This is a genomic window from Bacillota bacterium (genome assembly GCA_030019365.1).
Classification (GTDB): Bacteria; Bacillota; Sulfobacillia; order JACIYH01; family JACIYH01; genus JACIYH01.
This window is the reverse complement of record JASEFA010000001.1, coordinates 506,728-532,528: the sequence shown is the minus strand read 5'-3', so window position 1 is coordinate 532,528 and position 25,801 is coordinate 506,728. Positions and strand designations below refer to the sequence as shown.

The following is a 25,801-nucleotide window of genomic DNA, read 5'->3' as shown; positions in this document are numbered from 1 at the left end:
CGATGACGGCGGCGGAGAAGATCCTGGCCGCCCATGCCGGGAGGCAGCAGGTGGAGCCCGGCCAGACGGTGTGGGCGCGGGTGGACTGGTGCCTGGCCAACGACATCACCGCTCCCCTGGCCATCGAACAGATGCGGGCCATGGGCTGTGACCGGGTGTTCGACTCCGGGCGCGTAGTCCTGGTACCTGACCATTTCGTGCCGGCGAAGGATATCGCCTCGGCGGCCCAGGCGCGGGTGATGCGGGATTTCGCCCGCGAGCAGGGCATAGTGCACTACTACGAAGTGGGCCGTATGGGGGTCGAGCACGCCCTGCTTCCGGAGCTGGGCATCCTGCGACCGGGAGACCTGCTGGTGGGGGCCGACTCCCACACCTGTACCTGCGGCGCCCTGGGGGTGTTCGCCACCGGGGTGGGGTCCACCGACCTGGCCTGCGCCATGGCGCTGGGGGAACTTTGGTTCCGGGTCCCGGCCACCGTGCGGGTGGAGTTCGGGGGGCGCCTGCCCCCGTGGGTGGGGGGCAAGGACCTGGCCCTGTTCCTGCTCTCTCAACTGGGGACGGAGGGCGCCAACTACGTGGCCCTGGAGTTCACGGGTGAGGCCATAGCGGAGCTGCCGCTCGACGGGCGCCTGACCCTGAGCAACATGGCGGTCGAGGCGGGGGCGAAGGCCGGGCTCGTCCCGGCGGATGCATGGCAGAGCGATGGGGAGGCAGCGGTGGCAGCCCACTACGCGTGGGATGTTTCGCGCCTCGAGCCGCAGGTGGCCCGTCCCTTTTCGCCGGCCGATGCCGTGCCCGTTCGGGAAGTGGGCGGGACACCGGTGGACCAGGTGGTGATAGGTTCCTGCACCAACGGCCGCCTTTCTGACCTGGCGGTGGCCGCCCGGATTCTGGCCGGTCGAAAGGTCCATCCGCAGGTCAGGTTGATCGTCATCCCCGCCACCCAGGACGTCCACCGGCGTGCCCTGAAGGCGGGATTCATCGAAGCTTTCCTGGAGGCGGGAGCCGCGGTCTCCACCCCCACCTGCGGGCCCTGCCTGGGCGGGTATATGGGGGTGCTGGCCGAGGGTGAGGTTTGCCTGGCCACCACCAACCGGAACTTCCGGGGACGCATGGGTCACCCGGAGAGCCGGGTGTACCTGGCGGGCCCGGCAGTGGCGGCGGCGACGGCAGTGGCGGGGTGCATCGCGCACCCGGAGGAGGTGATCGGGGGTGGCCCGCATCGCGGGTAGGGCATGGAAGTTCGGGGATGACGTGGACACCGACGTCATTATCCCGGCCCGCTATCTCTACACCCACGATCCCCGGATGCTGGCGGCCCACTGCCTGGAGGTGGCCGATCCCCAGTTTCCCGGCGGGGTGCGTCCCGGGGACGTGGTGGTGGCGGGGAGGAACTTCGGATGCGGCAGTTCGCGGGAGCATGCGCCCCGGGCCCTGCAGGCATGTGGGGTGGCGGCGGTCGTAGCGGCATCCTATGCCCGTATCTTCTTCCGCAACGCCGTCAACCTGGGCCTGCTCCTGGTGGAGTCTGCGGAGGCGGTGGACCGCGTGCAACCCGGCGAGACGATCGAGATCGACGGGGAGAAGGGTCTCCTGCGGCTGTCGTCGGGTGAGACCATCCCAGTGAGGTTTCCGGCCGGGGCGGCCGCGGAGGTACAGGGGGCGGGAGGCCTGGTGGCATACGTCAGGAAGCGCCTGGCGGCCCGGGCCGGCCCCGCAGGAGGAACCGGTGCCGAAGGGGCTATGCAGCATGAGTGAGGCCGAAGGCAGGGGTTCGCCACAGGGTTGCCGGGCCGAAGGTAGGAGTCCGGCGCGGGGCGGCCAGGCCGAAGGCGACTCTGCCGCGCGGGCGCTCGTGGTGGCGGTGCTGCCCGGAGACGGCATCGGACCCGAGGTGACCGCTCAGGCGGTGAAGGCCCTGGAGGCGGCAGCGGCGGTGGAGGGTCTGACTGTGAGGTGCCGACACCTGCCCGTGGGCGGGACCGCCATCGAGGAGGCGGGCGAACCCCTGCCCGACGAGGTGTTGCGGGCCTGCCGGCAGGCGGATGCCGTGCTGCTGGGGGCGGTGGGTGGTCCCCGCTGGGACGGCCTTCCCGCCGTACGGCGACCCGAGGCCGGGTTGCTGGCCCTGCGGCAGGGGCTGGGCCTGTGGGCCAACCTCCGCCCGGTGAAGCTGCATCCCGCCCTGGCGGGGACCTCTCCCCTGCGGGGGGACCTGGCGGCGCGCGGGTTGGACATCATGGTGGTACGCGAGCTGTCCGGTGGGCTCTACTACGGCAAACCAAGCGGGCGTTGGGCCGACGGTTCCGGCTACCTGGCCGTGGATACCATGTGGTACCAGAGCCGTCAGATCGAGCGGGTGGCCCGCCTGGCCTTCGAGTTGGCGGCCGGGCGCGCCGGCCGACTGACGTCGGTGGATAAGGCCAATGTGCTGTCCACCTCCCGTCTCTGGCGGGAAAGGGTCGAGAACCTGCACCCGGAGTATCCGGGCGTAGCCGTGGAGCACATGTATGTGGACGCCGCGGCCATGGAGATGGTGCTGCGGCCCTGGCGCCTGGACGTGCTGGTCACGGAGAACACGTTCGGGGACATCCTGAGCGACCTGGGAGGAGCCCTGGTGGGTTCTCTGGGCCTGTTGCCCTCTGCTTCGCTGGGCGACGACGGCCCGGGGCTGTTCGAGCCCGTGCACGGCTCGGCCCCCGCTCTGGCGGGGCAGGACCGGGCCAACCCCGTGGGGGCGATCCTGAGCGCCGCTCTCTTGCTCAGGTACTGTGGCGCGGGGGAGCACGGCTTGCGAGCCGCCCTCCGCATAGAGGCGGCCGTCGGGGGCGTGCTGGAGGCGGGATACCGCACCCCCGACCTGGAGGAACCCGGGTCCCGCCTGGCGGCCACCGCCGGGTACCGGGCGGTGGGCACTGCGACCATGGGGGACCTGGTAGTAGAAGCCATTCGGGAGGGATAGGGATGCTCATTTACTTCAACGGCCAACTGGTGCCGCCGGAGGAGGCGCGCGTGTCCGTTTTCGACCACGGCCTCCTTTACGGGGACGGCATCTTCGAGGGGATCCGCGCCTACGAGGGCCGGGTTTTCAAGATGGAGGAGCACCTGGTGCGTCTCTATGAGTCGGCCCGGGCCATCATGCTCGCCATCCCCATCGATGTGGAACAGATGGGGGCGGCCATCTACCGGACCATGGAGGCAAATGGCCTCCGGGCTGCGTACATCCGCCTGGTCGTCACCCGCGGGGTGGGCGACCTGGGGCTGGACCCGCGCAAGTGCACTTCCCCCAACGTGGTCATCATCGCGGACCACATCGCCCTCTACCCGGCGGAACTGTACGAGCAGGGGCTGCGGGCCATGACCGCCTCCACCCAGCGGGTGGGGGTGAACGCCCTGAACCCGCGCGTGAAGTCACTCAACTACCTTAACAACATCCTGGCTAAGCTGGACGCCCTCCAGGCCGGATACCCGGAGGCCATCCTCCTCAATCCGGAGGGGTACGTGGTGGAGGCCACCGGGGAGAACATCTTCATCCTGCGGCGCGGTGTCCTGGTCACGCCGCCCGCCTTCGTGGGCATCCTGGAGGGGATCACCCGCAACGCGGTGATGGAGCTGGCCCGCGGCATGGGCATTCCGGTGGAGGAAAAGCTGTTCTGCCGGCACGACCTCTACGTGGCCGACGAGTGCTTCCTCACCGGCACGGCCTGCGAGATCATGCCCGTGGTGGAGGTGGACGGCCGGCCGGTGGGAACCGGGAAGCCGGGGTCCGTTACCGCCCGGCTCACGGCCGCCTTCCGGGAGCTCACCCGCAGCCATGCCGGGGCCGCTGCCCGCAGTGATCTGGTGGGGGTGCGGGGGCGAGGCGAGCGATCATGAGGAGCGACGTGATCAAGCGGGGCCCGGAACGGGCGCCCCACCGGTCCCTGCTCCGGGCCCTGGGCCTGGGAGACGAGGACCTGGCCCGGCCCCTGGTGGGTATCGCCGTGTCCTGGGGTGGGATCGTGCCGGGGCACATGCACCTGGGTGCCCTGGCCGAGGCGGTGGCCCAGGGGGTGCGGGAAGCCGGGGGGGTACCCCTGGCTTTCGGCGTGCCGGGGGTGTGCGACGGCCTGGCCATGGGTCACGCCGGTATGCGCTACTCCCTGCCCAGCCGGGAACTCATCGCCGACTGCGTGGAAGTGATGGTGCAGGCCCACGCCCTGGATGCCATCGTGCTGCTGGCGAGCTGTGACAAGATCGTGCCGGGGACGCTCATGGGGGCGGCCCGCCTGGACGTCCCCGCGCTGTTCTGCGGGGGCGGGCCCATGCTGGCGGGCAGGCTGGGCGAAAGGCGGGTGGACCTCTCCGACCTGTTTGAGGCCGTGGGCGCCCACGCCGACGGGCGCCTGGACGCCGCCGGGCTGCGCGGGGTGGAGCTGGCCGCCTGCCCGGGTCCGGGTTCCTGCGCCGGCATGTTCACCGCCAACACCATGAACGTCCTGGCAGAAGCGCTGGGGATGGCCCTCCCCGGCAGCGCCACCGTACCGGCGGTGTCGAGCCGCCGGCGGGCCCTGGCCCGCGCCACCGGGAGACAGGCGGTGGCCGCCTGGCGGGCGGACCTGCGCGCCTCCCGCATCCTCACCCCCATGGCGGTGGCCAACGCCCTGGCGGTGGACATGGCCCTGGGTGGCTCCACCAACAGCATCCTGCACCTGGGGGCCATCGCGGCGGAGGCCGGGGTGCCCTTCGACCTGGCGCTGGTGGACCGCATCAGCCGGTGTACTCCCCACCTCTGCCGGCTCAGCCCGGCCAGCGACCTCTTCATGGAGGACCTGGACCGGGTGGGCGGTCTCCCCGTGGTAATGAAGGAACTGCACGAGGGCGGCCTCCTGGAAGGCGAGGCCCTCACCGTGAACGGGGCCACCGTGGCGCAAAACCTGCGCGCGGCCGCCGGAGCTGACGGCCAGGTGGTGCGTCCCCTGGCGGAGCCCTGGGCTGGCACGGGCGGCCTGCGGGTGCTGTACGGCAGCCTGGCCCCGGCCGGGGCCATCATCAAGGCGGGCGCCCTGGCCCCCGAGGCCTGGCAGCAGCAGGGCCGGGCCCGCGTCTTCGACGCCGAGGAACACGCCGTGGAAGCCATCCTGGCGGGCCGGGTGGGGCCGGGCGAGGCGGTGGTGATCCGCTACGAGGGGCCGGCGGGCGGGCCCGGCATGAGGGAGATGCTGCAGGCCACCTCGGTGCTCACCGGTCGGGGTCTGGAAGGCAAGGTGTTCCTGGTGACCGACGGCCGCTTCTCGGGGGCGTCCCGTGGTGGTGCCGTGGGCCACGTCAGTCCCGAGGCATACGCGGGCGGCCCCATCGCCCTGGCGCGCGACGGTGATCTCATCTCGCTGGATGTGGGGGCCGGCCGGTTGGACCTGCTGGTTTCCGAGGAGGAACTGGCGCGGCGGCGGGCCGCCTGGCATCGTCCCGAGCGAGAAGTGCCGGCGGGCATCCTGCAGCGCTACCGGGCGCTCGTCACCGACGCCGCCCGCTGCGCCGTCTTCACCGCCAGCCCCGCCCGCCGCAGCGCTGGGGACCTCCGGGGTCGCGGCCGTCGGGTCGGGCGGGAGGGGCGGACGAGGGCGGGTGAGGGGCCATGATCGGCGCCGAAGTCCTCTGGAACTCGCTCCGCGAGCATGGGATCGAGGTCATCTTCGGTTATCCGGGCGGGGCGGTCATCCCCGTGTACGACGTGCTGCCCCGGTCGTTGCGGCACGTGCTGGTGCGGCACGAGCAAGCCGCCGCCATGGCGGCCGATGGTTACGCGCGCGCCACCGGCAGGCTGGGAGCCTGCGTCGCCACCTCGGGTCCGGGGGCGCTCAACCTGCTGTGTGGATTGACCAACGCCTTTCTGGATTCGGTGCCGGTGCTCGCCATCACCGGGCAGGTTCCCACCGGCCAGCTGGGCCGCGACGCCTTCCAGGAAACGGACGTTTTCGGGGCCACCATGCCCCTCACCAAACACAACTACCTGGTGAGCCGGGTGGAAGATCTGCCCCGGATACTGAACGAAGCGGTCTACCTGGCGCAGGCCGGCCGCAACGGTCCTGTCCTGGTGGACCTGCCCCGGGACGTGGCGGAGGCGGAAGTGCCGGCGGTCGTTGATGCCGCCCCCCGGCTTCCCGGATACAAACCCCGGCGCGACGGCCACCCCGCCCAGGTGGCCAGGGCGGCGGAGGTGCTTGCTTCGGCGAGACGGCCGCTGCTCCTGGTGGGGGGCGGTGTTAACCGGGCGGAAGCCGCGCCCCTGGCGGTGCGGCTGGCCGAGAAGGGGGGGTTCCCCGTCGCCAGCACCCTGATGGGCCTGGGGACGGTGCCGGCGGACCATCCCCTGTTCTTGGGGATGGTCGGGATGCACGGCACCGTGGCGGCCAACCGGGCCGTGCAGGAGTGTGACGTGCTGCTGGCCCTGGGGGCGCGCTTCAGCGACCGGGTGACGGGCAAGCGGGAAGCCTTTGCCGCAGAGGCGCAGATCATCCACGTGGATGTGGACCCGGCTGAGCTGGGCAAGAACGTGCCCGCCCACATCCCCATCGTGGGCGACGCGGGCCGGGTGCTGGAGGCACTTATCCCCCTGGTGCCGGAGAGGCGGCGCCAGGAGTGGGTGGACCAGGTTGATTCCTTCCGGTCGCCGGCCGGGCAGGACGGCATGGGCGCCCGCACCGTGCGCGCCCTGGCCCAGGCCACGGCTGACGCGGCCCGGCGGGGAGACCTCATCCTGGTGACCGACGTGGGCCAGCACCAGATGTGGGTGGCCCAGCACTACCCCTTCTACCATCCCCGCACCCTGCTCACTTCGGGCGGGCTGGGAGCCATGGGATACGGCCTGCCGGCGGCGGTGGGGGCGCAGGTGGGGTGTCCCGGCAAGACGGTGGTGCTGGTGACGGGGGACGGGAGCCTGCAGATCAACCTGCAGGAGCTGGCCACCGTGCGGCAGGAGAATCTGCCCATCAAGATCGTGCTCCTGGACAACGGCAGCCTGGGCATGGTGCGCCAGTGGCAAGACATGTTCTTCGACGGCAACCTGGTAGCGGTGTCGCTGCAGGGTCCCGATTGGGTGGCACTGGCCGGCGCGTATGGTATCAAGGCCTGGCGGTGCGGCGATCCGGGCGAGCTGGAGGAAGGGCTGTCGGCGCTGCTCGCCGAGCCCGGTCCCGGGCTGCTCCACTGCCTGGTGCCGCCGGACGAGAAGGTGCTCCCCATGGTGCCGGCCGGGGAACCCCTGGCCCGCATCATCGTGAGCTGGTGAGGGGGGTGATAGGCATGAAGTGCACCCTTTCCGTCCTGGTGGAGAACCAGCCCGGGGTCCTCTCACGGGTGGCCGGCCTGTTCGGACGCCGGGGGTATAACATCCAGAGCCTGGCCGTGGGCGTCACCCAGGACCCTTCGCTTTCGCGCATGACCATCGTGGTGGATGGGGACGACCGGATCCTGGAGCAGGTGCAGAAGCAGCTGAACAAGCTCATCAACGTGATCAAGGTGTCCGTACTGGAGGAACCCGATGCCATCGGTCGAGAGCTGGCCCTGGTGCGGGTGCATGCGCCCCCCGCCCAGCGCACGGCCATCATGCAGGTGGTGGACATCTTCCGGGGGAAGATCGTGGACGTGGCGCGGCGCAGTCTGGTGGTGGAGATCACTGGCGACGAGGAGAAGGTCTCGGCCATGGTGGATCTCCTGCGCGAGTTCGGCATTATGGAAGTCGTCCGCACGGGCAAGATCGCCATGGCCCGCGGCAGCAAGGAATCAAGGGGAGGTATGTGGCATGGCCAGGGTACTCTACGATCAGGACGCCGACCCGGGGCGGCTGCAAGGCTCGCGGGTAGCCGTGCTGGGGTATGGCAGCCAGGGGAGTGCGCAGGCGCAGAACTTGAAGGATAGCGGGGTCGACGTGGTTGTGGGCCTGCGGCCCGGGCGGTCGTGGGAACGGGCCGTGGCCGACGGCTTCGGGGTGATGACCCCCGCGCAGGCGGCGGCTTCCGCGCAGGTGATCGTGTTCCTGCTCCCCGACCACCAGCACCGCCAGGTGTACGAGGAGCAGGTGCGGCCTCACCTGGCCGCGGGTAAGGCCCTGGGGTTCGCCCACGGCTTCAACATCCTGTACGGCCAGGTGGTGCCGCCGCCCGAGGTGGACGTATTCATGGTGGCGCCCAAGGCCCCGGGGGCCCTGTTACGTCGCCTCTACCTGGAAGGAGCGGGGGTTCCCGCCCTGCTGGCCGTGCACCGGGACGCCACCGGCTCGGCGCACCAGATCGGCCTGGCCTATGCCCGCGCCATCGGCTGCACGCGGGCGGGGGTCATCGAGACGACCTTCCGGGAGGAGACGGAAACCGACCTCCTGGGCGAGCAGGCCGTGCTGTGCGGGGGTGTGACCGCCCTCATCAAGGCCGGCTTCGAGACCCTGGTGGAGGCTGGCTACCAGCCCGAGATCGCCTACTTCGAGTGCCTCAATGAGCTCAAGCTGATCGTGGACCTGATCTACGAGGGCGGCATCACCCACATGCGCCGGGGTGTCTCCGACACCGCCAAGTACGGCGACCTCACCATGGGACCCCGCATCGTGGGCCCCCAGGTGAAGCAGGCCATGAAGGAAGCCCTGGCCCGCATCCAGTCCGGGGAGTTCGCCCGCGAATGGATCCTGGAGAACCAGGCCGGCCGGCCCGTGCTCACCAACCTGATGGCGCGTGACTCCTCTCACCTCATCGAGCAGGTGGGGGACAAGCTGCGGGCCATGATGCCCTGGCTGAAAGCGCCAAGCGCAGGGGCAAACTAGGCAGGGCCACCCGCCTGTGCCACCGGTCGGGCATGGCGCCGCCCGGTGCGAGCCCGCAGGGCTGGTCGGGGTCTTCCGAGCCGGACGGGCGGCGCTGCAGTGATCCCGCCGCTGCCTGGCTTGTCTCCGGATTGACAGGTAGGGGCTCCCTCATCTAGATTAAAGCTGCAAGTCAGGCAAGGCCGGGCTCGCCGGCCTTGCCCCCTGTCATGGAGGAGGTTTCCTGCGTGGATGCTGTGTTTCTGGCCGGTGGCCAGGGCACGCGCCTTCACCCCCTGACTGAGACTCTGCCCAAGCCCATGGTGCCGGTGGCGAACCAGCCCTGGCTGGACCGGCTGGTAACGAGTTGCCGGGCGCAGGGGGTGACGCGCATCCTCTGCACGGCCTGTCACCGCTGGGAGGTCATCCGGGACCACTTCCACGGCCAGGGGCTGGACGAGTGGATTTCGCTGGTGCTGGAGGCCGAGCCCCTGGGCACGGGCGGTGCCATCCGCAACGCGGCGGTGGGCCTCAAAGAGCCCTTCCTGGTTTTCAACGCCGATGTGGTGTCGAGTGCCGACCTGGGGGCCCTCTACCGGTTCCACCTGGAGAAAGGGGCGGCGGTGACCATCGCCCTCACCCCGGTGGGCGACCCTTCCCCGTATGGGGTGGTGGACCTGGCCGCCGACGGCCGCATCAGGCGCTTCGTGGAGAAACCCCGACGGGAGGAGGCGCCCAGCAACTACATAAACGCGGGGATCTACGCATTCGATCCCCGGGTCCTCGACATAATCCCGGGGGGACGGGCTGTTTCCGTGGAGAGGGAGACCTTCCCCGGGCTCATCGAGGCGGGGCTGTCGGTGTACGGGTTCCCCGCGGTGGGGTACTGGAACGACCTGGGGACGCCCGCCGGCTACCTGCAGGTGCACCGCGACATCCTGCAGGGCCGGGCCGCCATTCCCCTTCTGGGCGCGCGGCAGGGTGGGGGGTGGGTGGGAGAGGACGTGGTGGTCGAGCGCGGCGCCCGTCTCGTCCCTCCCTTCGTCCTGGGTGACGGCTGCCGCGTGGAGAAGGGCGCCCAGGTGGGGCCCTGGGCGGTGGTGGGCCCGCGGGTCAGGGTGGGCATGGGTGCCCGCCTGCAGGACACCGTGGTGTGGGCCGATGCCGTCGTGGGTGGTGGGGTATCTCTGGAGCGCGCGGTGGTGGGCTACGGCGCCGTGGTGGAAGACGAGCGCGCCGCAGCCGTGGGCGTCATGGTCCGCTGCTAACCTGCCCGGTGCGGGAGCGGCCGGGGAACAAGCTGGCGGCTGAGCACCAGGCTGTAGGCCAGGTCGCTCGCCAGGGTGATGGCGGTGGTGAGCGGCCCCAGGGCCCAGGGCGCCGGTCCCAGCCCGACGGCCGGGAAGCTGAGGCCCCATCCCGTCCAGATCAGGACGGTATTGACCAAGGCCAGTACTGCCGGGTGTCGACCCACGAGAGGTATCCACCAGGGGCGGGCCAGTTCCACGATCTCCGCCCAGACCACGCCGATGGCCAGGTGGAGGAAGAAACCGGTGACGGCCACGGACCAGGCGGCGGTGAACGGTACCACATCCCCGCCCAAGACCGGTCTCGCCAGGACAGCCCAGAGGTCGTAACGCGCCCACCCCGCGGCGACCGCCCCCTGCAAGATCAGATCTTTCGCCACGATACCCACCGCCCCGCCCACCAACACCCGCCCTGTTCGCAGCGTGGCGCCTCACCCCCGCCAAGGCGGTTCTGCTTGCCGTACACCGCCTGCTCGCCGCACACCGCCTGCTTGCCCTGCGCAGACTGTATGATTCCCGGCTCCCTGCCCGGCTTCTCCCCACCTTCACATGTTGTTGAGGGGAGAGATGCGGGGTTATAAGGACTCTCTCTGACGTAAGGCACGGCCCGCTCGACGCGCGGCAGAACTTCTTGGCATTTCCAGCGGCCCGGTGGGTGAATTACATGACCCCTGACAGGGACGGACCGATGCCGGGATGCCCGTCCACCGCCGCTGCCGCAATGGCCGAGAACCATCCCCATGGTAGCTTCCTGTAACCGCAGTGAAGGCAGCGCGTCGCTCGCTGAGGCAATCCTGTTCAGGAGGAATCGGATGTTGCTCTGCCGAAATGCCAGCCGGTGGCGTGGAAGTTATTGGCTTGTTCCTGGACCCCGTGCGGGAAGGGGGATGGCAGGAGTGCGCGGAAGCAAAAGCTCGGGGATCATCAGGGCGCTCACCATCATCTTCCTGTGCGCGGTCGTCCTCCTCGGTTTAGCTGCGGGCTGTGGCCTCCCGAGCAGACTGGCCCCGCAACGGGAGGTCGAGGGGTATTAGGGCTCAAGGTTTTCCTGGCGAAGCGAAAGGGGGGCTTCTGTGGGCAAAGAAGGTGCTGCGGGCTGGGAAAGGCCCGTGTGCCCGGATGGGCCGGGCTCGGCAGGGCCGGCGGGGCAGGGCGGGCCGGTAGGCCTGGCGGGACCCATGTGGTTGTCCGCAGCGCCGGCGCTGATAGACCCAGCGGTGTTCGCGAAAGAGATTGCTGCGGACCTGGCCGTGCTGTCTTTCACGAGGAGATCTTACCAGTCCTTGCTGCGGGCGTTGGGGCTTGTGGACGCCAGGGAGGCGCCCGTGCTCCCGGGTGCGGTGGAGGGCAGGATGGACAACGAGGCGGCCGTCTACCTGTCCTCCATCGGCGCGCCGGCAGCGGGCATGTTGATGGAAGCCCTGATCGCGTCGGGAGTAGGGCGCATACTCATGGTGGGGGCGGCCGGCTCGCTCAGCCCGCGGTGCAGGATTGGAGATATCGTCCTGCCCACCTGGGGTGTGCGGGAGGAGGGGACGTCTTACCACTACCTCCCTCCGGGTGCGGCCTGCCGGCCGTCGCCCGCACTGCTGGCGGAACTCAGGACAGCCCTCGCCGGGATGCGCGTGACGGAAGGGGGCGTCTGGACCATGGATTCCCCCTGCCGCGAGACAAGGGACAAGGTCGAGCAGTATGCCCGGGAAGGTGTTCTGGCGGTGGAGATGGAATGCACCGCCCTCATGTCTATCGCCATGTACCGCCATATCGAGTTTGCCGCCGTGCTCTTCATCAGCGATGAACTCTTCGGCGAAAGCTGGGAGGAGGGGTACCGGACCGAGCGGGTGGCGACCACCCTGGAGGCGGTCTGCCACGCCCTACCCCGTGTCCTGGGACGCCGGGCGCCGCCCGTGGTCTGCGGGGCGACGGACGAGGTCTCAGGGTGACCGGCGGCCGGGAGCGGCCAGACAATCCTGTGGCGGAAGCATGGATAGGCGAGCTGGTCGGTCGGGCGGGAACGGAGGTGCAGGAAAGCAAACCTTTCCAGTATAATGGGGGGTGGAGGTGGCGGTTGAGCCGCCTGCCACAAGTAACCGGGGATGAACTCGTCCGGGCCTCTGTGGAGGAGTTGAAGCAACACCTTTGAGGCGCGGGGTGGCGTTTCTCGCCGAGCCGGGTGGGACGTGGTCCTCTCCGGTCCGGGCCGCCGGGCGAGCTCGCGAGGTTGCCCTGCGGGAGAAAGGCTATCGGCCGAGCAGGATGACCCCCCCGACTACCAGGAGGGCGCCGGCCACTCGCATCCAGGAAAGGTGCTCCCGCAACAGGATGAGTGACAGCAGAACCGTGATGAGGGGATAGGCGGCCGCCAGCGGCGCCACGCGGGCGGGGCTGCCGAGCTTGAGGGCCCAGTAGTAGGCAAGCTGGGCCAGCAGGGAGGCCACGATCCCCTCCCCGGCCAGCAGGGCACCACTGCGGGCGTCGACGGGGATGGGGAGGCGCAGGCGGCCGGCCACCAGCAGACCTGTGACCAGGATCAGGAAGGCGGTACCGTTACGGACGAGAAGTCCCAGGAAAGGGTCCGTGCGGGCGAGGCCCAGCTTGCCGAGAATGGGGGCGGCGCCCCACAGCAGCATGGCCAGGAACGCCCAGGCTACGGCGCTCACAATCATCCCTCCTCCACGGGCGAAGGCTGCCGCCAGGTCATTATACCTTTGCCCTGGCGGTGGTGTTCTTTCTGTGAACGCCGGCCGCTGCAGATCTAGAGCCTTCTAACCATCCTGCGTCTCTGAGTCACATACCCGAGCTTGTCGTAGAAACCGAGAGGGCCGCCCGGGAACTCCCAGATGTCCACCTCTATCTCGATCGCGCCCGCACCAGGCGATCGTCCACTCCACCCACTATACGGAGGCGGGAAGGAATTGCCGTCGCGTGGAAGTTGTGCAATTCCACGTACATCTCAGCCAGGGCGTCGATGTCCCGTTCTTCTGCGCGCCTGATCCCGGGTTCCATGAAACCGCCCCTCCCTGTGACAACTCGGTGTCGCGCGTCAAGAAATTCACACGGCTGGAGGAATGCGGGAGCGCTTGCGTTCCTCCCGCCTGGTTATCTCGCGGGGCGTATTTTGAGGACTGTGGCGGTGTCCTGGCCGGGAGCGACTACTGTGTAGGCCAGGTAGCGCCCGTCAGGGGAGAGGGCCATCTCCGAGTGGTGTACCGGCGGTCCCTCCAGCGTGGAGACCACGCTCCCGTCCACCGAGAACACGCGGATCTGTTGCTTGCCCGCCGCCGGGGTTACCAGTCCCACCAGCGTGTGCTCGTCGAGCCAGACCACCCTTTCGTCCACCTCGCCGAGCATGACGGGGGCCGACCAGGACAGGCGGCCATCTGCACCCGTGCTGGCCGTTACCACGCCGAAGGTGTATTGTGGGCGCGGCTCATCCCTCCCTGAGGTGAAGGCCAGGGCCTTGCCACCGGGAGCCCAGGACCGGGGGACATGGCGGGCGCCTTCGGTTTCCCGGGTGACCGGGCCGACCTGCCACTCCTTGCCGGACCGGGAGGCCACGTAGAGGGTGGTACTGGCCTGGAAGCCTTTCTGCTTCGATCCCTGCACGGTGCCGGCCGCGAAGGCCACCTGATCGCCCGCGGGGGACCACACGGGCAGCCCGTAGACCAGCTTCTGCGGGACGGCCAGGTAGGCCACCTCGCCCGTCCGCACGTTCAGGATCCCCAACCTGTGGGCGATGGGAGGGGTCAATTCGTCATGGGGGCCCAGGAATCCGTCGCCCCTGCCCTTCAGCAGCAGGAAGGCCACGTGGACACCATCCGGCGACCATACTGCGTCGAAGGCGCAACTGTCATCCGGTGCAATCCTCCTGACGGTCTTTCCGGTGTCGGCCCTCACGATGCCGAAGGCGGTTTTCAATTGCCCTTTCACCAACTGGTACAGGTAGTGGGAGCTGTCGGGGGACCAGCTACTGGCGTGCCCGGTGAAGGGAAACTCGTAGGTGCGGACGTCGGGGAGGGAGGTGGTGCCACCGGTGCGAAAATCGAGCATGCTGGCCTCTTTGGGGCCGTATACGACCGCCCGGGTGTGATCTGGCGAGACTTTGAAGGTGTGGATCCCCTCCGCTACCCGCGAGACCTTCTGCTCGGCACTTTGGGCCGCGGACGGCGGTATGTCGTATTGCCACAGGCAATTCTCCGACAGGGAGGTAAACAGAATGGACTTACCCTCGTACAGATAGTCCCACCCGTAAAACGATGCGGGCACGGAGCCCGCCTTCAGGGTGAGCAGGGTGCGACCGGTCCAGGTGTTCCCCTCACCGCGGGAAAACTCGACCAGCGACTCACTACCATCGTGTCTGGCCAGGGCGACCAGCTTTCCTGTGCTCACCCACCGGGGCGAGAGCAACTGCGGAAAGGGTCCCGCCGTCGCGATCGCACCTTCCATGCGCACGGCCACCGCGCCCGGACGCAGTGGCTCCTGCTCAGGCCCGGCGGTCCCGGCCGGGCCCTCGCCGGTCGGCTTTCCGAAGCAGCCTGCTGCCACGAGGGGAAGGAGCAGCGACAGGCAGGTGACCAGCGCAAGTATCCGGGGAGCCAGCCCCGCCCCTGGCCGCCCGTGCCCTCGCGAGCCCTTTCCCCCCTTCCTTGAGAACAGGTGCTCATTTATCCGGGCTAACAAGACTATCCCTCCTCTGTGACCTTCCCTACGGATAGACGACAGAAGGCATAGCGGCGTTGCGCCCGGGTGGGCCGGGAGTCCCTCCACGAAGCCGCTGCCCGTCTGGCTGGAGGTTGTGGCCGCGGGTGCTGAACAGATCCAGGGGAAAATCATCGGGTTCTACGCGGACCGCCTCCCCCTGCAGACGCGCCTTACACTCTGGTGGCATGGCTTCATGCAGCGCCCGGTGTGGCCGGGCACGCGGCACTGAGTATCCCCCGCGGGCGACCTGTTCTCTGCTTTCCCTCAGGGTGCTGTTGCCCTCTATGGCGGAGAACAGGATCTCTTCGTTGATCCTGTCCGCGAACGCTCCGTCATGCGAGGAATCCTCCTCGGGGGCTTTAGCCCTTTGCGGCTCGGGTCAGAGGGGGAGGGCGGTGCCCAGGCCCGTGTCAACGGCCCGGCGGTAGACGGCCTGGGCCACGGCCATGTCCTCGATGGCCAGCCCCAGGTTCATGCTCATGATCCTCTGGGAGGGGTCGGTGCGGGCTGGCTTCTTGGCCACCACCACCTCTCCCAGGTCGGCGTGGGGGTCGGGGCATCCCCCGAAGTAACCGGTTTGGCGGTAGTAGAGGTACTGGGCGGCGTCGTCGGTGACGGAGTAGTCCACTGCGTGCGTGCTGGCCGGGGTGAAGTAAGAGTCGAAGTCCAGGGGCACCGCCAGCACCCCCGGACTCAGCCAGTCGGGTGTGATGACGGGGGTGGGATGCTTCAGGATGGGGCCCGCGGTGACCACCATGTCGCAACCCGCCACGGCGTCGCGGGGGGTGTCGACGGGGATGATGCGTATCCCCGTGGCTTCCTCCATCTCACGGGCGTAGGCGTCCCGGCGCTCGGGGACGATGTCGTAGGCACGCACCTCCCGGATGTCGCACACGTGGCGGACTGCCTCCAGGTTGGCGCGCCCCTGCACGCCCAGGCCCAGGATGCCCATCACCCGCGCGTCCTCACGGGCCAGCCTTTCCCACTACCTCTCAGGTAGTCGCTTTCGGGGTCCATTCGCCTGCCGCCGCCGGTTTCCCTGCGCCTGTGGGCCGCCATCCCGGATGATTTCCGGTCCCTGATCCGGCGGCTGGGTCCTCCGCCGCGGCCGCGGCACCCGGCGCCCGGCCCGTAGGGACGCGGGTGCCGGCCCGTGCGGGGGCACGATGGTACCGAATCCTTCGCCGATGACTTCGGTGGCATCCTGCACCACCATGAAGGCGCGGGCGTCCAACTGGCGCACGTGCTGCTTCAGGCGGGCCAGTTCCCGGCGACTGAGCACGGTCATCACCAGGCCCCTGGGCCGCCCGGTGTAGGCACCGCGTACGTCAAACACCGTAGCCCCCCGCTCCAGCACCGACGTCACGTAGTGGGTGAGGGGTTCCACCCGGCCGGTGATGATGAGCACCGCCTTGGCCCGGTTGGGCCCTTCCTGGATGAGGTCGGCCACCCGTCCCCCCACGAAGGTGACGATGAGGGCGTACAGGGCGGTATCGGCTCCCAGCAGGAACCCCGCCGCCGCCAGCACGATGCCGTCCGCCACCAGGTAGGTCTCCGCCACGGTGAGGCCGCGCTGGTGGCGGAGGTGCTGGGCCAGGATGTCCAGGCCCCCGCTTGAGCCGCCGGCGCGGAACATGAGCCCCAGGCCGGTGCCGTTGATCACGCCTCCGTACAGGGAGGCGAGGAGGAGGTCGTTCATGGGAAACCTGACCGATCGGGTCAGGATGAGTGCCCCGGTGACCAGGCCCGCACCCACCAGCGTGCGCAGGGTGAAGCGGCCGCCGAGGGAGATATAGCCGAGTACGAGCAGCGGGACATTGAGGAGCAGGTAGAGGACCCCCACCGGCCAGCCGGTGAAGTAATGCACGATGACTGAGATCCCGGAAAGGCCCCCTTCGGCCAGTCCGTTGGCCACCACCAGGCCGTTCAGCCCCAGGGAGAATATGGCGGCTCCCGCCACCAGCATGAGGCCGCTGCGAAGCTGGTCGGCTCCCTCCCGGCCGGTCCGGTTTGTCGCGGGGACCGCTGCGGTGCTCGCTTTCTCGTCAGCGGTGCGCACGGGGTATCTCGCCACCTTCAAGGCAGCTTTTTCTGCCACGATGCCATTATAGCAGGGCATACGGCCTTCCCGCACGCCCCCTGGGGCCCGTGTGGCCCCTGTCGGGGTGCTGGCCTCCGGTACGGTGGGTGCCCTCGGCAGGGGGCCTACGCTCCCGGCGGGAGCGTCACCAGTTACCCCGCTTGCATATTATGTGAAGCAGAAGGGGGTCGAGACGTGAGACTACCGCTGTCCCCCGGCCGGATACCGTCATATTCTGTCCCTGAGGAGAAGGAGGTGGAAGAGGTGGAGACCAAGGCTCCGGGTCCCGGCCCCTGGTGGAACTGGATCATCATTCTGGCCGTGTTCACCATCGCTGTGCTCGCTATGTGGTTCGTGTGATTCCACCAGTGCTTCCCATCCATTGAGCCGACCCCGTGCGGGTCGGCTCAATCAATTGGCCCTCCCTGACGGCGCCCCGCTATGGGCCTGCTCGCTCGCCGCCCCGGCCGCTGGCGTGGTCGCCCCCCTGGTCGCCGCCCCGCCGGTCGCGCCGGGTAGTTCCCGGTAGAGGGGGCGGAGCCGGGGATAGAGGCGCCGGTAAACCCTGCGGTAGAGGTCGTCGTACACGGCCACCGCCTCACGCCGCGGCTCGAATCGCTCCCCGGTGCGCGTCATCTCCCGCACCGCGGTGGGGAGGTCGCGGTGCAGCCCGGCGCCCACCGCTGCCAGCACGGCCGCGCCCAGGCCGGATGCCTCGGCCACGCCCGGGCGGGAAGCGGGCAGGTCGCTGACGTCCGCGGTGATCTGCATGACCAGGTCGCTGCGCGACCCGCCCCCGCACACGCGCAGCTCCCGTACCGGGACCCCCGTGCGCCGCTCGATCCGTTCCCTCCCTTCTCTCATGGCATAAGCCAGTCCTTCCAGCAGGGCCCGGTAAAAGTGGGCACGGGTGTGGAAGCTGGCGAACCCTACCACCGCCCCCCGGGCCTCGGGGCCCGGGAAGCGCAGGCCCGGAGACCAGTAGGGGTGCAGCACCAGGCCCTGGCTGCCGGGCGCGACCCCTTCCGCCAGGCGGTCCAGGAGGGTCTCGACCGGGGGGCCTTCGCCCGGCCCTTGCGCCCCCGCGGCGGCCGTTTCGGGCTGGCCGAACTGTTCCCGAAACCAGGAAACCAGCCAGAAACCGCGGTATACCTGGAACTCCAGGTTGTAGGCACCGGGCACTGCGCTGGGGTAGGGCGGGATGAGGCGGATGGGTTCCAGGTAGCGGGGGGAGGTGACGTTGACGGTAGCAGTGGTCCCGTAGCCGATGCAGGCCAGGGAGGGGTTCAGGCACCCGGCCCCGAGCGCCTCGCAGGCCTTGTCCGCTGCGGCCGCCACCACGGGCAGCCCCGCAGGCAGGCCGGTGGCCCGCGCCGCCGGCTCCGTCACCTCGCCCAGTTTCCGTGCGGGTGGTGTCAACTCGGGCAGGGTCTCCCGGCGCACGGGGAGGGCCTGCCACTTCCAGTCCGAAGGGGCCGACCAGGTCAGGCGCCGGTAGTCAAAGGGGACGTAACCCACCTGGCATCCCACGGAATCCACGTAGCGGCCCGTAAGCCGGTGGGTGAGGTAGCCGGACAGCAGGAGGTAGTGGGCGGTGCGCTCCCACACGTCGGGCTGGTTGGCCCACAGCCAGTTGGCCTCAGCCTCGGCCTGCAGGTACTCGAGGGTGCTCCGCAGCCCCGCCAGTGCAAAGAGCAGCCCCCAGCGGCCCCCCACCCGCGGGAAACGCTCCGCCCGCCGCCCGTCCAGCCAGAGGATGGCCGGCCGTAGCGGTCGGCCCTGCCGGTCCAGGTTCACCACACTGGCCCGCTGGCCGGTGAGGGCCAGTGCAGCCAGAGAGTCAGGCTGAGCCCCCTGCCCCCACAGCATCCGGCAGGCACGGGCCAGGGCCTCCCAGTAGGTGTCCGGTTCCTGCTCGGCCCACCCCGGCTGCGGCGAATGGTAGGGGGGATGGACGGGTACCCGGGCCTGGTACCGCAGGTGACCCCGGGGGTCGAACACCAGGGCGCGCATGCTCTGGGTGCCTGCGTCCAGGGAAAGGATCAACTCGCCACCCATGGGCTCCCTCCTTTCTTCGCGGACCCCCGGCCGCCAGGGCCCTAACATCGGGCCCCGGCCTGGCCCCGTGGGGTACGGGGTTCAGCCCGGGGTTGCGCCAGCGAGAGCGGGGCTGTACGACGAATCCCACAGCGCGATGTAGCGGTCGAGTTCCTGCTGCCAGCGGGTCTCGTCCCAGCCCAGCTCCCCTTGCACCAGGGGGCGGATGCGGTCGAGCAGGGGGATGGCTCCCCGGGCAAGCTGGAGGCCCAGGCGAACCCGCCGCAGGAGGAGATCGTCCAGGTGCACCACGTCCTCGCGGGCCGCCGCCCAGCGCAGTTCCGCCCACAGGGTGGCCGTCCCGGGCACGGGTTCGAGTTCTCCCGGTCCTGCCCTGCCTACCAGGTCGGCGGCTTCCCGGCCGTACCGACCCTGCAGGCGCAACCAGGCCCCCGGGGCCAACAGGGACGCGGCCCCCGGTCCGGCAGCCCCCCCGGCGGCAGCCTCTTGGGCGGCCGGTTGGCTCGCGCGGGGAAGCTGCGCCTGGAGGCGGCGCAGGGCCTCGCGGGCCAGCACCCCGAAGGTGGTGAGCTTGCCCCCGGCCACGGTGAGCATCTCTTCCCTCCACATTGCGTAGTCCCGCGACTCCCGGGAGGGGTCCTTCTTTCCGGTGCCCACCACGGCTCGCACCCCGGCGAAGGTGGAGAGCACGTCGTCGGGCCCCAGGTCCAGGGCGGGGAACTGGTGACGCACGGCCTCCAGCAGGTATTCCGCCTCCGCCGGGCTGATGCAGGGTTCGCCCTCGGGATCATCTCCGTGGTCCACGTCGGTGGTGCCCACCAGGGTGACGCCCTCCCAGGGCAGGACGTAGAGGGGCCGGCCGTCGGCGGGGTGGAACACGTTGATCCCGTACGGCACGGGCAGGCGGGCGGCGGGGAAGATGAGGTGGCTGCCGCGCAGAAGCCGCAGGCGGGGCCGTCTGCCCAGGCGGGCACGCAAGCGGTCCGCCCAGATACCCGCGGCGGAGATGACCGCGCGTGCCCGCACCTCGGCCGTACGGCCGGTGACGGCATCGCGCACAGTCAGGCCCTCCACGCGCCCCGAGCGCGGGCGCCGAAGTTCCTCGACGGACGCGTAGTTGAGTGCCGCCCCGCCGGCCTTGACCCCTTCGCGTATTACGCGCAGGACCAGCCGGGCATCATCGGTGAGGGCGTCCCGGTACCGGAACCCGCCCAGCAGGCCCTCCTTGCGGGTGTGGGGCGCCATACCCAGGAAGGCAGGTGCGGGGTGATACTCGTGCCCGCGACGCATGGCCATGGCGTCGTAGATGACCAGGCCGACCTTGAGCAGGAAGCCACCCAGCGGGTCCCCCCGGTACACCGGTAGCAGGATGTCCAGGCGGGTGACGAGGCCGGGCAGTTCCCGCAGGAGTCTTTCCCGTTCCCGTACCGAGTGCCAGGTAACCCTCACCTGGCCCTGTTTGAGGTAGCGCAGGCCGCCGTGCACCAGCTTTCCGGAACGGCTGGAGGTCCCGGAAGCGAAGTCGGCCCGTTCCAGGAGGAGGGTACGGTACCCCTGCAGCACCGCCTCCCGGAAAATCCCGGCGCCGGTGATCCCGCCCCCGATCACCACCACGTCCCAGGGCTGGTCCAGTGTCCCCCAGCGACGGGCGCGGTCCCCTACGGTCTCGCCCGCCAACGGACCGCAGTGGCTATCGCCCCCCGGCGGACCGCAGACGGTACCGTCCGGATCGCGCATGGTATCGCCCCCCAACCACATGGGCCCGTCCCCGGGACGGGCCCGGTCGCCTGCCTTGCCCTAGAGCAGCTTACCGGGGTTCATGATGCCGGCCGGGTCGAGGGTGCGGCACACGGACCGCAGCACCTCCATGCCGAGGACGCCCTTTTCCGCTTCGAGGTAGGACCGGTGGTCGGTGCCGATGCCGTGCTGGTGGCTGATGGTCCCGCCCCCGGCCACGATGGCTCGGCTGGCGGCCCCCTTCAGGGTTTGCCAGCGTCGCAGCGATTCGGTGGGATCGGCTGCCAGCCGGTACAGGTAGGTGGTGTAGATGTTGGCACCGTCGGGGTAGACGTGGGAGAGATGGGTGAAGACGTAAACCCTTTCCCCGATGGCGGCCAGCCCCTCCCGCAACGCCCACTCCACCGCTTCCAGCAGGCCGGGGATCACGCTCCAGGTGGCGGCCGTCTCCAGGGTGTCTGCGGCGTAACCCATTTCCCAGAGGGTGTTGCGCAGGTAGGGGGTGCGGAAGCGATGCCTGATCCACTCGCGGCCGAACGCTTCCACCCCCGGCACGCCACCGTGGGAACGTGCTGCCTCCAGGGCCAGTCGGCGACCCTGGCGCAAGAGCGCCCGGTTGCCCGAGAGACCCATGAGGAGCATGCACTTACCCGGCCCGGCCCCGCGCATGGACAACCACCGCTCCAGGAGTCCGATGGCCCGTTCCCGGCCAGCCAGGACCAGGTTGGTGGTGGTCTCCTGGGCAGTGCTCAGGCGCAACATGGACAGGGGGAGGCGGGTCTGCGCCATCTCGCGCACGGCCCGCATGCCACACTCGAAATCGGGGAAGAAAACGGTGGGGAAGCTCTCCCCGGCGGGCAGGGGGGTCACCCGCACCGTCACCTCGGTGAAAACGCCCAGGCGGCCTTCCGATCCCAGCACCAGTTGGCGGAGGTCGGGCCCGGCTGCCGAGGCGGGAAAGGGCGGCATCACCAGCGTCCCCGCAGGGGATTCCAGCCGGCCTCCGGCGAAGAGGTCCTCGATTCTCCCGTAGCCGAGGGACTGCTGACCGGCGGAGCGGGTGGCCACCCAGCCGCCCAGGGTGGAGTACTCCCACGACTGCGGAAAGTGTCCCAGGGTGAACCCTCGTTGCCCGAGCGCTCGCTCCAGTTCGGGCCCCCGCACGCCCGCCCCGAAGGTGGCCAGGTGGCTGGTTTCGTCCAGGTGGAGGAGGGTGTTCATCCGCCCCAGGTCCACGGAGAGCACAGGGGGATCGCCGGGTGGTGCCGCCAGGTGCCCGAGCACGCTGGTTCCTCCCCCGTAGGGAATGATGCGGGTGCCGGTGTCCCGGGCATACCGGATCAGCTCGCGCACCTGTTCGTTCCCCGCGGGGAAGGCCACCCCGTCAGGGAATGCGACAAGCGTTCCGCTGCGGGTGGCGATCCAGTCGGGCAGACTCTGGCCCAGGGCGTGGCGCACCCTCTGCTCGGGATCGGTGCTCACCAGGGGATGAGCGGGCAGGCGTGAGGGGGGAACCCGGGCCACCACGTCCGCCAGGGCGACGTCCCGTGGTGGCGCACCCGCTCCCAGCGCCGCCTCCAAAAACCGCTGTGCTCCGGGTGGCACCGGATAGGTGACCGCTTCGTCCCCCCAGCCATTCCAGCGTCTCACGCCTGTCCGCCCCCTTGCCGCGGTTCCGTAGGAGCTGTCAGCCCCGTCGGCTTGCGGCGGTCCCGTAGCGTCCGTCCGCTGCTCATCGTGCTGACACGCTATGACGCCTCCGGTTCCCCCGTCGAGCTCTTCATCGAGGGTGGCGACCGCCCGCCGCCGTGAGCGACTCCCCCTCAGAGACGGTTTCCCGCCACAGGATGATGCTTTCCCCCATGGCCTCGGCCACCGTGGCTGCGGCCCCCTCGACGTCGCGCGGTGGCTGCCTCCAGCAGCCGAGCATAGAACATGCGCGAGGCCGCGCGGTTTTCCGGGCGCCCGAAGTAGCGCTCGGCCGCGCGGACATACAACCCGGTGCAACTGTTCAACATGAGGGCGAAAACGGGATTGCCTGACAACCGCGCCAGGGTGCGCTGTGAGCCACAGGTAACACCGGCGGCACAGGTAAGACCAAGGGAGCCCAGCCGGTCTGACCACGTCTCTTCCCATTATTGCTATCCGTTTCCTGGCTGTCAAGACGGGGAGTAATCCACGCGTGAAAGAGATGGGGTTGGAGGAAGAAGTGCCCCATCGCCCGGCTGCGGGCCCACCTGCTGGAGCAGGGGGTGGAGGGCGGCGTGCTCGATGGGATCGAGGAGCAATGGGTGACATTTTCTCAGTCCGCTTAGAGGGTGACAATATCACAGACCGACAACACGGGATGCATCTGACACCTTGACGGTTCGGTGCCCTTTGTTCTATCATATGCTCGCTATCCCCTCCGGGGGGATGGGATCTACGCTGCGCCCGTCGATCGCGCTGATCGAGCCGACGCCGGTCGCGCCAGCGCGGGCAACGGCCCCGGTCGCGCCAGCGAGTGCAACGCTACCGGTCGCAGCGGCGCGGGCAACGGCGCTGGCAGCGCCTTCGGTGACGGTAGGAGGTCGCAGCAGGATGCACGAAGGGCACCACGGAATCGTCGAAGAGGCCCCGCCGCACCACACGGCGCCGGGTGACACGCGATGGGTCGCGCGCGCGAAGGTGTACGGGATCAGGTTCGCCTTTCCCGTCGTCCTCCTGGCTCTTATCCTGATGGGGCTGGCCCCGGCGTGGGGCAACGTGTGGTTGAATCCCACGTTGGTGGCGGCTGTCGCCGGGGCCGCCACCATCGCCTGGACCACCGCGGTGGAGGTGTGGCGGTCCCGCCGCATCACCGCCGGGGTGCTGGTGGTGGTGGCGATGGCCGCCACCCTCTACCTGCACGACGCCAGGGCAGCCGCCATCGTGGCCTTCATGATGATCCTGGGGGAATCGGTGGAGGACGTGGTGGTAGATAGCACCCGGAGGGCAATCCGCAGTCTGGTCAACCTGGTGCCCGATACGGCCACGGTGTGGCGCGACGGGGTGTGGACGCAGGTCAGGGCATGGGAAGTGTGGCCGGGTGAAAGGGTGCTCGCCAGGGCCGGGGAACGGGTGCCGGTGGACGGGGCGGTGGTCGCGGGTTCCGGTGCGGTGGACGAGTCCAGCATCACGGGAGAGTCTGTCCCCGGTGAGAAAGACCCCGGGTGCCCGGTTTATGCGGGGACGGTGGTGCAGACGGGAGCCCTGGAGATCGAGACCGGCCGGGTGGGGCAGGACACCACCCTGGGGCGCATCGTGGCCATCGTGCGCGAGGTCCAGGCCAGCCGGGGTGCCACCCAACGGGTGGCCGATCGTTTCGCCTCCTGGTTTACGCCCATCATCCTGGTCGTGGCGGCAGCGGCCTATCTGGTGACCGGTGAACTGGTGCGGGCGGCGGCGGTGCTGGTGACCGCCTGCCCGTGTGCCCTCGTGCTCGCCACTCCCACGGCGGTGCTGGCCAGCGTGGGCGGTGCGGCCCGGCGGGGCGTCATCATCCGGGGTGGCGCTGCCCTGGAAGCTGCAGCCGCGGTCACCACGGTGGTGTTCGACAAGACGGGAACGCTCACCACGGCATCGCCGAGTGTGGTGGAAGTGGAACCCTTCAGCACAGACGGGGCTGCCCCGGGCGGGGACAGAGACGACCCGGGCCGGGGTGGGGCCGGCGCGGGCGGACGCGCGCCTCACGCCGATCCGCGGGGGGCCGACACGGGGGACAGGGCCGACGCGATCACTTCCCTCATGCGGCGGGCAGCTGCCGCGGAGAGCCACTCCTCCCATCCGTTCGCGCGTGCCATCGTTGCCAGGGCCGAAGAGTTGGGGATCTCCATCCCCGAACCGGAAGACTTCAGCGTCACGCGGCAGTCGGTGACCGCTCGCCTCGACGGTGAGTTGGTACAGGTGGGCGGAGCCGCCCTCTGGCGGGCCGCGGTTCAACAGGAGGCGCCCGCTGACGGATGCGAGCGGGGCCAACTGGCAAAGGAGAGGGAGGCACCCCGGACACCCGGTGGTGCCGACGGGTACGGTCCTGCCCCGTCATGGGCGGCGGCAGGCGAGTTCATGCAGCGGGAGGAGAGGCAGGGACGGACCCCCCTGCTGGTGATGATCGACGGCCGCCCGGTGGCAGGAATCGCGGTGGCCGGCCGTCCGCGGGAGGGGTCCCAGGAGGCCGTGTGCCGGCTGCGCCGCGCGGGTGCGGCCCGTATCCTGGTGTTGAGCGGTGACGCGGAAGCCAGCACCCGCAGTGTGGCTGAGGCCCTGGGGGTGGACGAGTACCGGTCGGGCATGATGCCGGAGGAAAAGTTGGAAATGATCCGCCGGATGCGGCAGAATGGACAGGGGGTCGCCATGGTGGGGGATGGGGTCAACGACGGCCCTGCCCTGGCGGCAGCCGACCTGGGTATCGCCATGGGGGCGGCGGGGAGCGAGGTCGCCATCGAGAGCGCCCACGTGGTGCTCATGGGCGACGATCTCCTGCTGGTGCCCGATGTCCTGCAGTGGGGCCGGCGTACCGTGACGGTGATCAAGCAGAACATCTGGGTTTTTGCCGTGGCGGTGAACCTGGTGGGGATGGCCCTGGCCTGGGCCGGTATCCTCACGCCGGTGGCGGGGGCCGTTCTGCACAACGTGGCATCGGCGGCGGTGGTGGCCAATTCGGCCCGCCTGCTGGGTTACCGCCCCCGCTGGTGAGGCCGGGTTACCGGCTTGCTGGTGACGTTGCCGACAGAGCACCGGCCGATGTCCCGGGGCCGAGGAGGCGCCACCAGAAGCCGTTCCGGGGGGTCTGTTGTCCTGGAGGAGGTCGATTGTCCGGGGGGAGGTCGATTGCCGTGGGCGAGCACCCGCATGCCCAACTGTATCGCGAGCTGGCGGCCAGGGTGGCCCGGATAGAAGGGCACACCCGCGCCGTGGCGCGGATGCTTGAGGAGGGGCGTTCCTGCCCCGAAATCCTCCATCAGGTCAGGGCGGTGAAAGCGGCCTGGGACAAAGTGGCAGCCATGCTGTTCGACGAGCACCTCAAGGTGTGCGTGGTGCATGCGGTCAGGGACGGCACCCTGGAGCAATCCCTGGAAGGGCTGCGGGAAGCGCTCAAAGAATACCTGGGTCAGTGAGCCGCTGGTTGCG

At 69.6% G+C, this 25,801-nt stretch carries 20 protein-coding genes and 1 pseudogene; 12 read left to right on the top strand and 9 right to left on the bottom strand.

The annotated features are described in order from the left end of the window. Positions 1-2: 2 nt before the first annotated feature. The 9 genes and pseudogenes from QME70_02535 (at position 3) to QME70_02495 (ending at position 10,038) form a co-directional block, all read left to right on the top strand. The gene (locus tag QME70_02535) at positions 3-1,232 is read left to right on the top strand and encodes a 3-isopropylmalate dehydratase large subunit (protein MDI6893488.1); all 1,230 of its coding nucleotides are present in this window, start codon (positions 3-5) and stop codon (positions 1,230-1,232) included. Continuing rightward, positions 1,213-1,758: a 3-isopropylmalate dehydratase small subunit gene (leuD, locus tag QME70_02530; protein MDI6893487.1), complete on the top strand. Its 546-nt coding sequence runs from the start codon at positions 1,213-1,215 to the stop codon at positions 1,756-1,758. The genes QME70_02535 and leuD overlap by 20 nt, the downstream gene beginning before the upstream one ends. Next, positions 1,751-2,962, top strand: coding sequence for a 3-isopropylmalate dehydrogenase (leuB, locus tag QME70_02525; GenBank protein ID MDI6893486.1), 1,212 nt, complete (start codon positions 1,751-1,753; stop codon positions 2,960-2,962). The genes leuD and leuB overlap by 8 nt, the downstream gene beginning before the upstream one ends. A 2-nt stretch (positions 2,963-2,964) precedes the next feature. Next, positions 2,965-3,876 carry a branched-chain-amino-acid transaminase gene (ilvE, locus tag QME70_02520; GenBank protein ID MDI6893485.1) on the top strand — a complete coding sequence of 304 codons (912 nt, stop codon included), beginning with the start codon at positions 2,965-2,967 and terminating at the stop codon, positions 3,874-3,876. Next, entirely contained in the window at positions 3,873-5,621 is a 1,749-nt protein-coding gene (ilvD, locus tag QME70_02515) for a dihydroxy-acid dehydratase (GenBank protein ID MDI6893484.1), read from the top strand. Before ilvE ends, ilvD begins: the two co-directional genes overlap by 4 nt. Next, positions 5,618-7,270 carry a biosynthetic-type acetolactate synthase large subunit gene (gene ilvB, locus QME70_02510; protein ID MDI6893483.1) on the top strand — a complete coding sequence of 551 codons (1,653 nt, stop codon included), beginning with the start codon at positions 5,618-5,620 and terminating at the stop codon, positions 7,268-7,270. The genes ilvD and ilvB overlap by 4 nt, the downstream gene beginning before the upstream one ends. A gap of 14 nt (positions 7,271-7,284) precedes the next feature. Next, positions 7,285-7,761: pseudogene (gene ilvN, locus QME70_02505) on the top strand (acetolactate synthase small subunit). A 22-nt stretch (positions 7,762-7,783) separates the two neighbouring features. Then, positions 7,784-8,791, top strand: a complete 1,008-nt coding sequence (gene ilvC / locus QME70_02500) for a ketol-acid reductoisomerase (GenBank protein MDI6893482.1) — start codon at positions 7,784-7,786, stop codon at positions 8,789-8,791. Between the two features lie 227 nt (positions 8,792-9,018). Continuing rightward, complete coding sequence (locus QME70_02495; protein MDI6893481.1) at positions 9,019-10,038, top strand: NDP-sugar synthase; 1,020 nt, start codon at positions 9,019-9,021, stop codon at positions 10,036-10,038. On the opposite strand, the gene QME70_02490 is transcribed toward QME70_02495, so the two are convergent. Further along, entirely contained in the window at positions 10,035-10,457 is a 423-nt protein-coding gene (locus QME70_02490) for a hypothetical protein (protein MDI6893480.1), read from the bottom strand. The genes QME70_02495 and QME70_02490 overlap by 4 nt on opposite strands. 693 nt (positions 10,458-11,150) lie before the next feature. On the opposite strand from QME70_02490, the gene QME70_02485 reads away from it, so the two are divergent. Then, positions 11,151-12,020 (top strand): nucleoside phosphorylase, encoded by an 870-nt coding sequence (locus QME70_02485; GenBank protein MDI6893479.1) that lies wholly within the window; start codon positions 11,151-11,153, stop codon positions 12,018-12,020. A 297-nt stretch (positions 12,021-12,317) separates the two neighbouring features. Here QME70_02485 and QME70_02480 read toward each other — a convergent pair whose 3' ends face one another. The 8 genes from QME70_02480 to QME70_02445 form a co-directional block, all read right to left on the bottom strand. Then, positions 12,318-12,737, bottom strand: coding sequence for an EamA family transporter (locus tag QME70_02480; protein MDI6893478.1), 420 nt, complete (start codon positions 12,735-12,737; stop codon positions 12,318-12,320). A gap of 190 nt (positions 12,738-12,927) precedes the next feature. Continuing rightward, positions 12,928-13,083, bottom strand: a complete 156-nt coding sequence (locus QME70_02475; GenBank protein ID MDI6893477.1) for a hypothetical protein — start codon at positions 13,081-13,083, stop codon at positions 12,928-12,930. 93 nt (positions 13,084-13,176) lie between these two features. Further along, a complete protein-coding gene (locus QME70_02470) occupies positions 13,177-14,757 on the bottom strand; it encodes a hypothetical protein (protein ID MDI6893476.1) in 1,581 nt (526 codons plus the stop codon). A gap of 400 nt (positions 14,758-15,157) precedes the next feature. Then, entirely contained in the window at positions 15,158-15,754 is a 597-nt protein-coding gene (locus tag QME70_02465; protein ID MDI6893475.1) for a hypothetical protein, read from the bottom strand. 9 nt (positions 15,755-15,763) lie between these two features. Beyond that, positions 15,764-16,897 carry a YitT family protein gene (locus QME70_02460; protein MDI6893474.1) on the bottom strand — a complete coding sequence of 378 codons (1,134 nt, stop codon included), beginning with the start codon at positions 16,895-16,897 and terminating at the stop codon, positions 15,764-15,766. Between the two features lie 372 nt (positions 16,898-17,269). Further along, entirely contained in the window at positions 17,270-18,916 is a 1,647-nt protein-coding gene (locus tag QME70_02455) for an FGGY-family carbohydrate kinase (GenBank protein MDI6893473.1), read from the bottom strand. Between the two features lie 81 nt (positions 18,917-18,997). After that, a complete protein-coding gene (locus tag QME70_02450; GenBank protein MDI6893472.1) occupies positions 18,998-20,653 on the bottom strand; it encodes a glycerol-3-phosphate dehydrogenase/oxidase in 1,656 nt (551 codons plus the stop codon). A 60-nt stretch (positions 20,654-20,713) separates the two neighbouring features. Further along, the gene (locus tag QME70_02445) at positions 20,714-22,303 is read right to left on the bottom strand and encodes an FAD-binding oxidoreductase (GenBank protein ID MDI6893471.1); all 1,590 of its coding nucleotides are present in this window, start codon (positions 22,301-22,303) and stop codon (positions 20,714-20,716) included. Positions 22,304-23,233: 930 nt separating this feature from the next. Between QME70_02445 and QME70_02440 the strand changes: the two genes are divergently transcribed. Together QME70_02440 and QME70_02435 are read left to right on the top strand one after the other, a co-directional pair. Continuing rightward, entirely contained in the window at positions 23,234-25,366 is a 2,133-nt protein-coding gene (locus QME70_02440) for a cation-translocating P-type ATPase (protein MDI6893470.1), read from the top strand. 140 nt (positions 25,367-25,506) lie between these two features. Continuing rightward, positions 25,507-25,788 (top strand): metal-sensitive transcriptional regulator, encoded by a 282-nt coding sequence (locus QME70_02435; GenBank protein MDI6893469.1) that lies wholly within the window; start codon positions 25,507-25,509, stop codon positions 25,786-25,788. The last annotated feature ends 13 nt before the right edge of the window (positions 25,789-25,801 follow it).